The organism is Actinomadura geliboluensis (assembly GCF_005889745.1).
Classification (GTDB): domain Bacteria; phylum Actinomycetota; class Actinomycetes; order Streptosporangiales; family Streptosporangiaceae; genus Spirillospora; species Spirillospora geliboluensis.
On sequence record NZ_VCKZ01000239.1, the window covers coordinates 1 to 14,374 of the forward strand.

At 72.5% G+C, this 14,374-nt stretch carries 11 protein-coding genes; 5 read left to right on the forward strand and 6 right to left on the reverse strand.

Annotated features, from left to right (window positions below):
- Positions 1–224: 224 nt before the first annotated feature.
- Positions 225–3,602, reverse strand: coding sequence for a pyruvate carboxylase (locus ETD96_RS27775; RefSeq protein ID WP_138639445.1), 3,378 nt, complete (start codon positions 3,600–3,602; stop codon positions 225–227).
- Positions 3,603–3,924: 322 nt separating this feature from the next.
- Here ETD96_RS27775 and ETD96_RS27780 point away from each other — a divergent pair, with 322 nt between their 5' ends.
- Complete coding sequence (locus ETD96_RS27780; protein ID WP_138639446.1) at positions 3,925–7,395, forward strand: AAA family ATPase; 3,471 nt, start codon at positions 3,925–3,927, stop codon at positions 7,393–7,395.
- Positions 7,396–7,420: 25 nt separating this feature from the next.
- Here the strand turns inward: ETD96_RS27780 and ETD96_RS27785 are convergent, their stop codons facing one another.
- Both ETD96_RS27785 and ETD96_RS27790 read right to left on the reverse strand, forming a co-directional pair.
- The gene (locus tag ETD96_RS27785) at positions 7,421–8,161 is read right to left on the reverse strand and encodes a DUF2812 domain-containing protein (protein ID WP_205719489.1); all 741 of its coding nucleotides are present in this window, start codon (positions 8,159–8,161) and stop codon (positions 7,421–7,423) included.
- Positions 8,158–8,496 (reverse strand): PadR family transcriptional regulator, encoded by a 339-nt coding sequence (locus tag ETD96_RS27790; protein ID WP_138639447.1) that lies wholly within the window; start codon positions 8,494–8,496, stop codon positions 8,158–8,160. The genes ETD96_RS27785 and ETD96_RS27790 overlap by 4 nt, the downstream gene beginning before the upstream one ends.
- Before the next feature lie 235 nt (positions 8,497–8,731).
- Between ETD96_RS27790 and ETD96_RS27795 the strand changes: the two genes are divergently transcribed.
- Positions 8,732–8,914 carry a hypothetical protein gene (locus ETD96_RS27795; protein WP_138639448.1) on the forward strand — a complete coding sequence of 61 codons (183 nt, stop codon included), beginning with the start codon at positions 8,732–8,734 and terminating at the stop codon, positions 8,912–8,914.
- A 109-nt stretch (positions 8,915–9,023) separates the two neighbouring features.
- On the opposite strand, the gene ETD96_RS27800 is transcribed toward ETD96_RS27795, so the two are convergent.
- Positions 9,024–9,686: a TetR/AcrR family transcriptional regulator gene (locus ETD96_RS27800; protein ID WP_138639449.1), complete on the reverse strand. Its 663-nt coding sequence runs from the start codon at positions 9,684–9,686 to the stop codon at positions 9,024–9,026.
- A 194-nt stretch (positions 9,687–9,880) separates the two neighbouring features.
- On the opposite strand from ETD96_RS27800, the gene ETD96_RS46065 reads away from it, so the two are divergent.
- Positions 9,881–11,764 (forward strand): serine/threonine protein kinase, encoded by a 1,884-nt coding sequence (locus tag ETD96_RS46065; protein ID WP_240808278.1) that lies wholly within the window; start codon positions 9,881–9,883, stop codon positions 11,762–11,764.
- Positions 11,765–11,921: 157 nt separating this feature from the next.
- Here ETD96_RS46065 and ETD96_RS27810 read toward each other — a convergent pair whose 3' ends face one another.
- Positions 11,922–12,176 carry a DUF397 domain-containing protein gene (locus ETD96_RS27810; protein ID WP_386875468.1) on the reverse strand — a complete coding sequence of 85 codons (255 nt, stop codon included), beginning with the start codon at positions 12,174–12,176 and terminating at the stop codon, positions 11,922–11,924.
- Positions 12,173–12,994: a helix-turn-helix domain-containing protein gene (locus ETD96_RS27815; protein WP_138639452.1), complete on the reverse strand. Its 822-nt coding sequence runs from the start codon at positions 12,992–12,994 to the stop codon at positions 12,173–12,175. Before ETD96_RS27815 ends, ETD96_RS27810 begins: the two co-directional genes overlap by 4 nt.
- A 271-nt stretch (positions 12,995–13,265) precedes the next feature.
- On the opposite strand from ETD96_RS27815, the gene ETD96_RS27820 reads away from it, so the two are divergent.
- Together ETD96_RS27820 and ETD96_RS27825 are read left to right on the forward strand one after the other, a co-directional pair.
- Positions 13,266–13,886, forward strand: a complete 621-nt coding sequence (locus ETD96_RS27820; RefSeq protein ID WP_138639450.1) for an ATP-binding protein — start codon at positions 13,266–13,268, stop codon at positions 13,884–13,886.
- A gap of 97 nt (positions 13,887–13,983) precedes the next feature.
- Positions 13,984–14,337, forward strand: a complete 354-nt coding sequence (locus tag ETD96_RS27825) for an STAS domain-containing protein (protein ID WP_240808279.1) — start codon at positions 13,984–13,986, stop codon at positions 14,335–14,337.
- Positions 14,338–14,374: the final 37 nt, after the last annotated feature.

Below are 14,374 nucleotides of genomic sequence, written 5' to 3' on the forward strand. Positions count from 1 at the left end.
TCGCCGCCCAGCTCGGCGCCGTCCACCGCTTCCTGTTCCAGGAGACCCTGCGCCGCACCCTCACCGGCGAGAGCAACGACGAGATAGCCGCCGCCCTCGCCAAGACGGGCCGCACCGCCTTCGACCTGCTGTCCCCGTCCCTCAGCGACTACGCGGTGCGCTAACGCACAGCGGGGTCTTGCGGCGCCGCCAGTGCGCCGCAAGACCCCGCTGTTGCGTTCGGGTTAAGCCTCCTGGATGACGAGGAGGAGGTCGCCCGCCTGGACCGGCGTGGCCTCAGGGACGGCCAAGCGGGTCACGGTGCCGGCCACGGGCGCGGTGATGGCCGCCTCCATCTTCATCGCCTCGATCGTGGCGACGACGTCGCCGGCGGCGACCGTGTCGCCCTTGGACGCGCGGAGGGTGACCGAGCCGTCGAAGGGCGCGGCGACGTGGCCGGGTTCGGACGGGTCGGCGCGCTCGACCGGCGGCGCGTCCGAGACCACGGACTTGTCGCGGACGGACAGCGTGCGGAGCTGGCCGTTCACCGTGCAGATGACCTGCCGGACGCCCGCCTCGTCGACGTCGCCGACCGCCTCCAGCCCGGCGAGCACGCGGACGCCGGGTTCGAGGTCGAACGCGACCTCGTGCCCGGTGCGCAGGCCGTAGAGGAACGGGCCGGTGGGCAGCACGGAAAGGTCGCCGTAGGCGGCGCGTGCCTCGCGGTAGTCCTTCGCGGGGCCGGGGAAGAGGAGCCGGTCGAGAGTGTCGCGGACCTCTGGCCCGGCCAGGGCCTTCTCTTCGGCGCCGTCCAGTTCGGCCCTGGGCGGCGTGTAGTGGCGTCCGGCGAGCGCCTTGGTGCGGAAGGGCTCGGGCCAGCCGCCCGGCGGGTCGCCCAGTTCACCGTTGAGGAACCCGATGACGCTGTCGGGGATGTCGTAGCGCTCCGGGTTCGCGGCGAAGTCGTCGGGGTCGGCGCCGGCGGCGACGAGGTGCAGGGCCAGGTCGCCGACGACCTTGCTGGACGGGGTGACCTTCACCAGCCGCCCGAGGATCGCGTCGGCCGCCGCGTACAGCCGCTCGATCTCCTCGAAGCGGTCGCCGAGGCCGAGCGCGACCGCCTGCTGCCGCAGGTTGGACAGCTGCCCGCCCGGGATCTCGTGCCGGTAGACGCGTCCGGTCGGCGACGGCAGGCCCATCTCGAACGGCGCGTACAGCTTGCGGACGGCCTCCCAGTACGGCTCCATGACGGTCAGCGCGTCCAGGTCGATGCCGGTCGCGTGGTCGGTGAAGTCGGTCGCGGCCACGATCGCCTGGAGGGGCGGCTGGCTGGTGGTGCCCGACAGAGGTGCGGCGGCGCCGTCGACGGCGTCGACACCGGCCTCGATGGCGGCGGTGTAGGTGCCGATCTGCCCGCCGGCCGTGTCGTGGGTGTGCAGGTGGACGGGCAGGTCGAACCGCTCGCGCAGCGCCTTGACGAGGGTGCGCGCGGCGGGTGCGCGGAGCAGGCCGGCCATGTCCTTGATGCACAGGATGTGGACGCCCGCCTCGACCAGCTGCTCCGCGAGCCGCAGGTAGTAGTCGAGCGTGTAGAGGTTCTCGTTCGGGGACGAGAGGTCGCCCGTGTAGCAGAGGGTGCCTTCGACCAGGGCGTGGGTCTGGAGAGCCGCGTCGATGGCCGGACGCATGGCCTCGATGTCGTTCAGGGCGTCGAACACGCGGAAGATGTCGACGCCCGTACTGGCCGCCTCCTTCACGAAGGCCCGCGCCACAGAGTCGGGGTACGGGGTGTAGCCGACGGTGTTGCGGCCCCGCAGAAGCATCTGGATGCACAGGTTCGGCGCGGCCTCGCGGATCGCGGACAGCCTGTCCCACGGCGACTCACCGAGGAAGCGGAGCGCGACGTCGTACGTCGCCCCGCCCCATGCCTCAATGGAGAGCAGCTCAGGGGTCATGCGGGCCAGGTAGGGCGCGGCGGCGAGCAGGTCGTAGGTGCGTACTCGCGTCGCCAGGAGCGACTGGTGCGCGTCCCGGAACGTGGTGTCGGTGACGGCCAGAGCACTCTGGTTACGGAGCTGCTCGGCGAACGCGCGCGCGCCGAGGGCGAGGAGGCGGTCCCTCGACCCTTCTGGGAAGGGGACGTCCATGTTGAGCGGCGGCAGCTTCGTCGACGGGTCCAGGTCGGTCGGCGCGTCACCGTGGGGCTTGTTGACGGTGACGTCCGCCAGGTACCGGACGAGCCGCGTCGCGCGGTCGCCGCTGGACCGGGCCGTCAGCAGCTCGGGGTGGTCGGCGATGTAGGACGTGGTGACGCCGCCCGCGCGGAAGTCGGGCTCGTCCAGCAGCGCCTGGAGGAACGGGATGTTCGACGCGACACCGCGGATGCGGAACTCGGCGACGGCCCGGCGCGCGCGCCGCACCGCCTCCTCGAACGTCCGGCCGCGGCAGGTCAGCTTCACCAGCAGCGAGTCGAAGTGCGGGGAGATGATCGCGCCGCCGTAGGCGGTGCCGGTGTCGAGCCGCACCCCGGCGCCGCCCGGCGAGCGGTACGCCGAGATCTTGCCGGTGTCGGGGCGGAAGCCGTTCGCGGGGTCCTCGGTGGTGATGCGGCACTGCACGGCGAAGCCGCTGACGGTGACGTCCTCCTGCGCGATGCCGAGGCCGGGGAGCGTCTCGCCGCCCGCGATGCGCAGCTGGCTCTGCACCAGGTCGACGCCGGTGACCTCCTCGGTCACAGTGTGCTCCACCTGGATGCGCGGGTTCATCTCGATGAACACGTGCTCGCCGCGGTCGTTCACGAGGAACTCGACGGTGCCCGCGTTCTCGTAGCCGATCTCGCGGGCGAACCTCACCGCGTCCTCGCAGAGCCGCTGCGCCACGACGGGGTCGAGCCGGGGCGCGGGCGCGATCTCCACGACCTTCTGGTGGCGGCGCTGCACGGAGCAGTCGCGCTCGCGCAGGTGGACGATGTGGCCCTCGCCGTCCGCGAGGACCTGCACCTCGATGTGGCGCGGCCGGTCCACGGCCTGCTCCAGGAAGACGGTCGGGTCGCCGAACGCGCTCTCCGCCTCGCGGCGCGCGGTGTCGACGGCGGCCTCCAGCTCGTCGCGGTGGTCGACGCGGCGGAGCCCGCGCCCGCCGCCGCCGGCCGCGGCCTTGACGAACAGCGGGAAGCCGACCTCGTCGGCCGCCGCGAGCTCCTCGCCCGGCGCGGGGGTCGCCGAGCGCAGCACGGGCAGCCCCGCCCGGCGCGCCGCCGCGACCGCCTCGATCTTGTTGCCGGCCAGCCTCAGCACGCGCGACGGCGGGCCGACGAACTTGATCCCGTTGCGCTCGCACGCCTCGGCCAGCTCGGGGCTCTCGGACAGGAACCCGTAGCCCGGGTAGACGGCATCGGCGCCCACCCGCAGGGCGGTCTCCACGATCCCGTCCACGTCGAGGTAGGCGCGGACGGGGTGGCCGTGCTCGCCGATCTCGTACGCCTCGTCCGCCTTCTGCCGGTGCAGGGACAGCCGGTCCTCGTGCGCGTAGACGGCGACGCTGGCGATGCCGAGTTCGTAGGCCGCGCGGAAGGCGCGCACGGCGATCTCGCCCCGGTTGGCGACGAGCAGCTTTCTGATCAACGTATCTCTCCCAGGAGACGGCACGGGCGCGTCCGCCCGCACCCGACGGTCTCCTGGGGCTCCACGCTGAGCCGCTCTGAGGCGGGACCAGCCCGGCGGGCGAACCGAATCTTCGGATACCTACCCAGTTGAGCGGTCCGGCGAGCCTGGCACAGCAGTCCGGACGCGTGAACAAAGCGACAGATGACGCTTAGTGGGAAAAACGCACGATTGTTCTCACCTCGACGGGTTCCCCTTCCGGCCTCACCGGGTCCGACCCCCGGAAAGCCCTGGATCGCTAGGCTTTCGCACTGTTTCGTGGGACCTCGGGGAGGAGCAGCGGGTGCGGCTGCCAGAACACTTGGAACTGCTCGTCACGGACGAGCCCGTCCTCGACCTGTACGCGTCCCGCCCGTGGCGCGTCCCCGACGGGTTCTACGACGAGGTCCGCGGCCGGGTGGACGCCCTCGCCGAGGACCCGCGCTGCGCCGGGTTCACCGTGGACGAGCACGGGCTGATGGCCGTCCCCGCCCCGCTGATCGTCGCCGAGATGATGACCACGCTCGGCTTCCTGCCCGGCGGCGCCGCCGTCCTGTCCGGGTCGAGCGCGAAGCTGTACCACGAGGTCTTCGGCCCCTACATGGCCGAGCCGCTGGACCCGGGCGAGGAGGACGTCGACTGGAGCGCCGGGGCCGGCGCCTTCCGGCCCTTCGACTGGCTGGAGGAGACCGGCGACCAGGACCTCGCGCTCACCCTGGCCCGCGAGGCGGCCGGCGTGTTCCAGGGGCTGCAGCCATTCGAGCGGCGGCGGCGCGCCCTGCTCAAGCTGTACGACAACCCGCCGCCCGGGAACTGGCTGGCACTGCCCTTGGAGAAGCGGCGCGACGCCTGGGCCGCGCAGGCCGACGACGACGTCCTCGCCGTACTGCCTGAACTGGCCGGCCCCATCGGCTACCTGGAATGGGTGTGCTCGGGGCTGCTGCCCGTCCACGAGCACCTGCGCGAGGTGGCCCCGCACGGCGAGACCGCCGACGGGCTGCTCGTCCACTTGCTGCTGCAGGCGGGGCTCAAGCAGGTCCCAGCCGAACTGTCGGTCGTGCTCACCGAGGACCGGTACGGCGAACTTCTCGGACGGTTCGAGGACGCCCGCGGCTCCTCCTTCGACCCCGACGAGTGGTGCTCGGACGAATGGGCGTGGCTCGGCCGCGCCCTCGGCGCCGGCGCCGTCGACGCCTGCCGGGGCTGGCTCGACATGGCCGCCCGCTTCACCGGCTGCGTCCAGGGGCTGCCCGGCCCGGCGCGCTCGCCCGACCCCGTGTGGATCCCCGTCGGCGGCTTCCAGGACGACGTGCGACGCCTGTTCACCCCGCGCCGCCGCGTCGCCAACCCGCTCGCCGCGAGCCTCGGCACGGCGCCGGCGCGGCGGCGCGGCGACCGCACCGCCGAGATCGAGACGGACCTGATCGGCCAGCCGGACGTCGTCGCGGCGCTGGCGGACATCGCGGCGGGCGACGGCCCGGTCCGGCTGATGCTCGTCGGCCCGGACGGCACCGGCAAGCGCGACGCCGCCCAGGAGGTCGCCGAGCTCGTGCAGCGGCGCGGCATCATGGAGCCGCCGCTGTGGCTGGCCGGCGACTTCTTCGCCGCCAAGGAGGTCTCCGCCGCGACCAGCCAGCTCTACGCCGAGGCCCGCGACTGCGCCGGCGTGCGGCTGATGGTCATCGACGGCCTGGACGACATGTCCCACGACACGCAGAGCGGCGAAGCCATCGTCGAGCAGCTGCACCGGACCCTGGACGCCCATGACGACCTGCACGTCGTCGTCTTGTGCGAGCCGGGAGGCGACGAACGGATCCGCGAGGTCAACCCCGCGCTGGCGCTGCGGTTCCAGATCGTCCCGACGCACCCGTTCACCGCCGAGGGCCACGCGGAGCTGTTCAACCGTGCGATCCAGCAGCGCGGGGCGCGCGCGCACAAGCGCGCCTTGACCGCCGCAGGTGAGCTGCTCGTCCGCACGCCGCCCGTGCGGAACCTGCGCAACGCCCGCCTCGCCCAGCACCTCGCCGACACCGTCGTGGACGCCGTCCGCGCCCGGACCGAGCCCGGCTCCGAACTCGTCGTCACGCACGCCGACGTCCCCGCCTCGTTCGACACCGCCGGCGACGACCCGATGGCCGAGCTCGCCGCCCTCACTGGGCTCGGCACCGTCAAGCAGGAGATCGAGCTGCTCGTCGCCGCCGCGAAGGCCGCGAAGATGCGCCGCGACGCCGGGCTGCCCGTCCCCGCCCCGCCCGCGCGGCACATGGTGTTCACCGGCAACCCCGGCACCGGCAAGACCGTCGTCGCCCGGCTGGTCGCCCGCGTCCTGAAGGACCTCGGCGTCCTGTCGTCCGGGCACCTGGTCGAGACGTCCCGCGCCGGGCTCGTCGGCCGCTACGTCGGCGAGACCGCCGGGAAGACCCGCGCCGTCGTGCAGCGCGCCGTCGGCGGCGTCCTGTTCGTCGACGAGGCGTACGCGCTCGCGCCGACGGGCTCGGAGGACGACTACGGGCCCGAGGCCGTCGCCGAGCTGCTCAAGGGCATGGAGGACCACCGGGACGACCTCGTCGTCATCGTCGCGGGCTACGAGCGCGAGATGCAGCGGTTCATCGCGTCCGACCCGGGCCTGGCGTCCCGGTTCCCGGGCACCGTCCGGTTCCCCGACTTCAGCGACGCCGAGCTGATGGAGATCTTCACCGGGCAGGCCGCGGCGGCCGGGCTCGCGGTGTCGGACGGCGCGCGCGGCAAGCTCGCCGGCCTGCTGCGGCGGGCCCCGCGCGGCCGGTCCTTCGGCAACGCCCGCGTCATGCGCAACCTGTGCGAGCGCGCCACCGCGCTGCAGGCCCGCCGCGTCACCGCGCTGGACGCGCCCACCGCCGCCGACCTCGCCGAGCTGCGCGCCGACGACATCCCGGACGGCCTCGGCGGCGCCACGCGGGTGCCGCCGGCCACCGACCCGCTCACCGAGCTGGACGCCCTCATCGGCCTCGCGTCCGTCAAGGAGGAGGTGCGCCGCCTCGCCGCCGAGGCCCGCGCCGCCGACCTGCGCCGCGCCGCCGGGCAGCCGGTCGGCGCCCCGTCCCGGCACATGGTGTTCACCGGCAACCCCGGCACCGCCAAGACGACCGTGGCGCGGCTCGTCGCGTCCGTCTACGCGCAGCTGGGGCTGCTGTCGTCCGGGCACCTCGTCGAGGTGACGCGCGCCGACCTCGCCGGCGCCTACGTCGGCCAGACCGCGCCGCGCGTGCGGGCCGCCGTCGAGCAGGCCCTCGGCGGGATCCTGTTCATCGACGAGGCGTACTCCCTGGCCGGCGACGCGTACGGGCGGGAGGCCGTCGCCACCCTCGTCCAGCTGATGGAGGAGTACCGCGGCGACCTGGTCGTCATCGCGGCGGGCTACGAACGCGAGATGGACGCCTTCCTGGACGCCAACTCCGGGCTGCGGTCCCGCTTCCCCAAGCGGCTGGCGTTCCCCGACTACTCCGACGGCGAGCTGATCGCGATCTTCGAGCACCTCGCGGCGCGGGACGGGCTCCGGCCGGCGCCGGACGTCCCCGGCCGGCTCCGCGAGATCCTGCGGGACGTGCCGCGCGGCCCGTCGTTCGGCAACGGCCGCCTCATGCGCAACCTGCTGGACGACGCCCTGGCCGTCCAGGCGGAGCGGCTCACCGCGGCCTCCGGCCCGGAGGAGCTGGCCACGCTGGAGGCCGCCGACCTGCGGCCGCACAAGCCCGGGTCGTCCGATCCGTCCAAGAGCGTCGGCCTCTACCTGTAGCGCCGGTCACCCGTAGCGGCGGCCGTCACTGCGCGCGGCGATGGGCCTGCCTCAGGCGCAGGCCCATCAGCGCGAGGGCCACCACGCCGCCGGTCAGGCAGCCCGCGATGAAGATGAAGTGGGAGTCGTCCGGCGCGAACACGATCCAGGCCGTGCACATGACGGCGAGGAAGACCGCGTAGCCGGCGAGGAACAGGTAGAAGCGCCTGCTCCAGTAGGTCGCCTTGGCCGGGGCCTCCGGCGCCAGGTCGAGTTCGCCCTCCAGGCCGAGCGTGACCGCCTTGGGGCGCTTGAAGTACTCGAAGTGGAACCACGACCCGCAGGGCTCCCAGCCGTCCGGCGCGAGGCGCTCCGCGACGGCGGCGCGGTTGCGGGGCAGGACCGTCTCGCGGCGGTACTCCCAGCGCAGCGGGTGGTCGCCGACGCGGCGGCTGACGAAGCGGCCGACGGAGTCGACGCGCTCGACCTCCCACCCCTCGTCGCCGTAGCGGTTGAGCACCTCGCGCTCGTGGAAGGCGTCGGCCCGCCACGTCCACGTCTCGGCCTCGGCCGGCGGGGCGGCGGGGCCGGCGGGTTCGCTCTCACGCTCGCCCGCTCCCGCCAGCTGCGCGGCGAACTCGTCCGGCGTACCGAACTCCTGCTCCGGGTCGGTGCCGGACTCGGCCGCGAAGGCGGCCAGGTCGGCCACGGTCCGGGTGACCTCCTTCTCGGGCAGGCCGCGGTCGCGCAGGCGCCGCGTCAGTTCGTCGAAGTAGGGGTGCGTCATCGGTCGGCTCCCTCGGTGAGCATCTTCCGGACTGATTCGTCGAAGGCGAGCCACAGGCCGCTCTGCTCGGCGAGCGTCGCGCGGCCGGCGGCGGTGAGGCGGTAGTAGCGGCGGCCCGGCCCGCGGTCGGCGGCGCGGAACTCCGAGGAGACCAGCCCCGCCTCCTCCAGGCGGTTGAGGACGGGGTACAGGGTGCCGCCCTTGATCTGCCCCAGCCCCGCGTCGGCGAGAGTCTTGGCGATCTCGTACCCGTAGCTCTCGCCGCGGGTCAGCCCGGCGAGGACCAGCAGGTCGAGCACGCCCTTGAGCCAGCTGGCACGGCGGTCGAGAGCCATGGCGGACGGCACCTCCCCTTCAGTTAGCGCAACGACCTAAACGGTAGAGCAACCTAGTTAGGAATACAACCTAGATAGCGGGACCGAATCCGGGCCGCGCAGCGCCGCGGCCGGAACCGGTCGCGCATAAACGGAACGATCACTCGGAATAGCCGGAAGGATCTTGCGGTTGCAACTACCGTGCGAACACCGGCGCACCGGGTAGCACCCATGTCCACGACCCATGGAGGTGACCGTGCCGAGCAGCATCCCCCGCACCCGCTCCACGAACGGACGCAAACACGTGAAGACGACGTCGCTGCGAGCCCTCGCGGTGGCGGCCCAGCTGGAACGCAACCACGCCCCGGAGGGACCACCGGGCAAAGTGGACGGCCGGGAGGAGTCCCGCCCCGAGCGAGCGACTCCCGACCCGGCCTAACCCCAGCCCCCCGCACCCTCCGGCAACTTGTCCGGCCTGACCCGGTCTTGGTCAGGCATACGACGCCGAGCCCCCGTGCATCGCGCACGGGGGTTTTGTCGTCTCGTACTCAGGGCCGGACGTGGGTCACGTTGTAGAGCGCGTGGACGGCGGCGCGCGCGCGTTCCGCTCCTACGAGGTCGACCATCGCGGCGAGGTGCTCCGCCCCGAGGACGGCCAGAAGCGCATGCGCGGCCGCATCCGAGTCCATGCCCGGCTCGCCGGAGTCCGGGACCGTTCCACCCAGCTGGTCAAGAAGGATCATCAGGTGCCGGTGCCAGAAACCGTAGGCGCCGATGCGGTAGCGCGCTCCCGGCGCAGCGGTCTCCGACATCCGCACCAGGGAGAGATGGGCCAGCACGTACTCGAGATAGGCGTCGGCGAAGGCGTGCAGCCGGTCGGACGGCGAGACGTCCGCGTCCCCGTCGCCCGGACCCAGCGGGGCCGGGCCGGAAAGGATCGCATCCTGCAGGTCGCGCTCGCGCTGGTTCAGGAGGGCCGCCGCCAAGCCGGCCTTGTCGCCGAACCGGCGGAAGAGCGTCCCCTTGCCGACGCCGGCCGCTGCGGCGACGGCGTCCATCGAAACCGACTCGACCCCGTGGCGGGCGAAGAGCCCGGCCGCCGCGTCCAGCACCTTCACGCGGTTGCGGGCGGCGTCGGCGCGCTCCTTGGGCGGCGGCGTCCGCATCAGTTCGAGGTCGACACGACGGCCGCCCGCGGGTCCCCGCTCCATCGGCGCCTCCTCATCGAATTAACCGGACTATAGTCCTATTTTGCGTTCGCGCGTGCCCAGATCATGCCGGATCAGGGCCGGAGCGGGGCCGGGGCGCGGAGATCGGCGATCGCGCGGAGCGTCTACCATCGTCTGCCCAATAGTCTTGCCCCACGGTCTTGCGGACGAGCCGGAAGTAACGGGGAGCGAGTGGTGTGACGGACAGGACGATGCCGGACGCCCTTCCACTGAGGTCGGGCGACCCGACTGAGCTGGGCGGATACGAGATCCTCGGCCGCCTCGGGGAGGGCGGCCAGGGGGCCGTCTTCCTCGGCAGGCGGGCCGGCGAGACTGGAACGATCCGGTCCGCCGACCACGTCGCCATCAAGCTGCTGCACGGCGGCCTCGCCGGCGACGAGTCGGCCCGCGCGCGCTTCGTCCGCGAGCTGGAGGTCGCCAAGCGGGTGGCGCGGTTCTGCACCGCGCAGGTGCTCGACGCCGACGTCGCGGGCGACCAGCCCTACATCGTCAGCGAGTACGTGCCGGGCCTGTCGCTGCACCATGTCGTGCGGACGGAGGGCCCGCGCACGGGCGGCGCCCTGGAGCGCCTCGCCATCAGCACCCTGACCGCGCTCACCGCGATCCACCAGGCCGGCATCGTCCACCGTGACTTCAAACCGCACAACGTGATGCTGGGCCCGGACGGCCCTCGCGTCATCGACTTCGGAGTGGCGCGCGCGCTGGGCGCGGCCGGTGAGACGCAGAACGTCGGCACGCCCGCCTACATGTCGCCCGAGCACTTCACCGGCGGAGAGGTCGGCCCCGCGGCCGACATGTTCGCCTGGGGCACGACGATGGCCTTCGCCGCCACCGGGCGTCCCGCGTTCGGGAACGACGAGATGGCCACGGTCATGCACCGCATCCTGACCGGCGAGCCCGATCTCGGCGACCTGCCCGACCCGATGCGCGAGCTCGTCCTTGCGTGCCTGGCCAAAGACCCGGCGCAGCGCCCGACGGCGCGGCAGGCGCAGGAGCGGCTGGTCGGCGCCGCCACCGGGACGTTCGCCGGCGGATCGCCCGTCCCGCCGCTGCCCGCCTTCCCCGGCCTGCTCGCCGACGCGGCGACGGGGCCCGGCGCGGGGACGCCGCGGAGCTCCACGGACCCGTACGCCTCCCCGTCTGCGATGGCGGGCGCCCTGCTGCCTCCCGACCACGTCACGGACCCGTCCGCGCCCCGGAACAGGACGGCCCCGCAACCGCCGCCCTACGAGGAGCTGAACCCGCCGCTGGTCATGCCGGGCCAGCCGCAGGGCGCGCCCCCGCCGGTCCCGCCCGCCGCACCGCCCGGTCTGGGCCCGCACGGACAAGGCCCGCACGGACAAGGCCAGCACGGGCCGGAGGGCAGGAGGCGCGGGCGCCTCCTCGTGCCCATCGCGGCAGCGGCGGCGGTGGCCGTCGTCCTCGCGGGCGGTGCCGCCTGGGCCGCGACGAGGGGCGGCGACGACAAGGGCAACGACCACCAGACCGTCGCCTCCGACGACAACCAGGGCGCGCAGGAAGGCGCCGGGCCCACGGACAGCGCGGGCAACGCCGCGCAGAACCCGTCCAAGCAGAAGTCCGGGCAGCCGCAGAGCAAGAAGAGCGGGAACCCGGCGTCCCCTGGCCCGTCCAAGAAGCCGGGGGAGGCACCGCAGCAGCCGGGCCAGCCCGCGCCCACGCCCGGCACCGGCGGCGGTGGCGGTGATGATGGCGGCGGTACGCCCGCCCGGGAGCCCGCCAACAAGTACACGCCGCAGCAGGCGTGCAACAGCGGCGGCCACGGGAGCGGCTACTACGTGCAGAGGTCGCTGAGCGTCTCCGGCGGCGTGGCCTACCTGCTCTACAACAGCTCGGGCTACAACTGCGCGGTCACCATGAAGACGGTGAACGTCGGCAAGTCGTCGCCCGTCTCGGTGTGGATCCAGAAGCAGGGCGGCAGCTCCATCGCCGACAGCGGGTCGTTCGCCTGGTACGCGGGACCGGTGTACGTGAAGGCGCCCGGCGCCTGCGTCAGGTTCGGCGGCAACGGCCGCAGCGCCCCCTACGGCAACTGCGGCTGAGCCCGGCGGGAAGCCCGCGGTGGCAGAAGAAAGGCCACCCTCGCGCCGGGGTGGCCTGTGAGCGATCTGGTGCCGTCCGTACCGCGGTCGGGTCGACGTTCGGTGTTCCGGAGCCGACCCGCCGCCGTTCGGGCGTGCCGTTCGTTGTGAGAGCCGGTCAGTTACGGGAGGCGATGAGATGGTCGAAGTCGCCGTCCTTGGCTCCAAGGATCAGCGCCTCTATCTCCGGGCGGGTGTAGATCAAGGCGGGTCCGTCGGGATGACGGGAGTTGCGCATCGCGACCTGCCCGCCGGGCAGCTCGGCGATTTCCACACAGTTCCCCTGGGAGTTGCTTCGCCGGGACTTCAGCCACCGCGCTCCGAGGAGTTCGGCGGCCGGCATCCCGTTGTCGTAATCGGTCTGGAGCATCATGTCTCTCTGAGAAGATCACCGAGAAGCTCGACGGTGCGCTCCGGGGTCGCACTGTCGACGCACAGGCGTTCCATCGCCTGCAGATAGGTGTCGACGTCGTCGCGCTTGTCCAGGTACATCGCGCCGGTGAGGTTCTCGACGTAAACCACGTCCGGCAGGTCCTGCTCGGGAAAGCGCAGGATGGTGAAGGCCCCGCCCTCGGCGGCGTGGCCGCCGAACCTGAACGGCATGATCTGGATGGTGACGTTGGGCAGCTTGGACATCTCGATGAGGTGCTCGAACTGGCCCCGCATCACCTCCGGACCGCCGATGGGGCGCCGGAGCGCCCCCTCGTCCACCACGGCCCACAGGCGCGGTGCGTCCGGGCCCGTGAGGCGTTCCTGACGTTGCAGGCGCAGTTCCACGCGCTGGTCGATCTCGTGTTCGGCGGCGCCGGCGTTGCCCAGGCGGATCACCGCACGCGCATACCCCTCCGACTGCAGCAGTCCCGGGACGAACTGCAGTTCATACGTGCGGATCAACGCCGCCGACTCCTCCAGGCCCACATAGGTCTGGAACCAGCCGGGCAGCACGTCGTTGTACCGGTGCCACCAACCGGGGGTGTTGGCCTCCCGCGCCAGTTGCAGCAGCGCCTCGCGCTCGGTCTTGTCGCTGACGCCGTACAACGTGAGCAGGTCGTCCACGTCGCGTTCTTTGAAGCTGACCCGGCCGAGCTCGAGACGGCTGATCTTCGACTCCGACGCACGGATGACGTAGCCGGCGTCCTGACGGGTCACGCCCTTCTGCTCGCGCAGACGGCGCAGCTGCGACCCGAGCAGGATCCGACGAACCGTCGACCCGCTTCCCGGCGTCTCTGGAGTCACGCCCAACCTCCCGGCTATTCGGCGGACAGCGAACCTAGTGTGCCACTGGCCTGAGTGTCCTGCGGTTACCTCCGTTCACCCGCGCGCAATCCGCGTCGCCCCACACCCACACAACCCGGATGCACGTGCATTGGGCCTTGCATTCGCACGCTACGATGCGCAGGATAACGCACGAGACTTCCGAGCCACGGCTGCACAACGAGATCACTCTGCGGGGTCCGGTGGAATGACGTCACGCCACGCGCACGACGACACGCGGTGGGAGCTCGGCCCCATCGCGGGGCCGAGCGAGCCACGGGACCACGCTGGGCTGTCGACGCCCGTCCCCGAGTCGGTGAACCTGCCGCCCCGGCTGGACACGGCCGTCACCGCGCTCACCGAGCTGCGGGGCACCACGGTGTCGTTCACCGTGCAGCCCGACCCGGAATCGGTCACCGAGGCCCGGCACTTCGCCGTTTCCCGGCTCACCGAATGGAACCTCCCCGAACTCGCCGACGACGTCGGCCTCGTCGTGTCCGAGCTCGTGACGAACGCACTGCGGCACAGCGGAGGGGTGAACTCCAGCGGGCGGCCGGGCGTCGACGTGCACCGCGAGGGCGTGTACGGCGACCCGGCCGACCCGCTGGGCTCCGCGCCGTCCGCGATAAGGCTGCGCCTGGGGCACGAGGCGCCCTGGCTGCTCTGCGGCATCATGGACGCCAGCCGGACCGCGCCGCGCCGCAGGGAACCCGACTACATCGCCGAGACGGGACGCGGCCTCCACCTCGTCGAGTCGTTCAGCGTCCGGTGGGGGTGGCGGGGGCTCGACCACGGCAAGGTGGTGTGGGCGCTGTTCCGTTCCCCCTGACCCAGCGCGTAACGGCGCGCGACAGGGGTAACTATCCAATTCCCCCGCGGGCACCTCGCACAGGGCCCGACGAGCCATGCGGATGAGAGGAGCACCTGTGGACTTCGCCGTCGAGCACCGCGTCGAGAGGGGCCTCACGGTCGTCAAGATCAGCGGTGAGATCGACGTCTTCACCAGCCCCCGGCTGCGCGAGGCACTGCTCGACATCATCGACAACGGCGGCACCCACCTCGTCATCGACCTCGGCGAGGTGACGTTCCTCGACTCCACGGGCCTGGGCGTCCTGGTCGGCATCTACCACCGGCTCCGCGCGCGCGACGGCTCGATGTCCTTCATGGGCGTCAACGACCGGGTGCGCCGGGTCTTCCACGTCACCCAGCTCACCAAGATCTTCGTCCTGCACCGCTCCCTGGAGGACGCGATAGCGGCCCACGAGGCCGCCACCTCCTGACCCGCCGCTCCCCAGACTGACCACCGCTCCCCTAAGG

What these genes read in the sequence shown, in the direction of transcription:
- ETD96_RS27785 (WP_205719489.1), bottom strand. Translation starts at nt 8,161, where the DNA reads ATGACGCACCCCTACTTCGACGAACTGACGCGGCGCCTGCGCGACCGC.
- ETD96_RS27790 (WP_138639447.1), bottom strand. Translation starts at nt 8,496, where the DNA reads ATGGCTCTCGACCGCCGTGCCAGCTGGCTCAAGGGCGTGCTCGACCTG.
- ETD96_RS27800 (WP_138639449.1), bottom strand. Translation starts at nt 9,686, where the DNA reads ATGGAGCGGGGACCCGCGGGCGGCCGTCGTGTCGACCTCGAACTGATG.
- ETD96_RS27810 (WP_386875468.1), bottom strand. Translation starts at nt 12,176, where the DNA reads ATGATGCTCCAGACCGATTACGACAACGGGATGCCGGCCGCCGAACTC.
- ETD96_RS27820 (WP_138639450.1), top strand. Translation starts at nt 13,266, where the DNA reads ATGACGTCACGCCACGCGCACGACGACACGCGGTGGGAGCTCGGCCCC.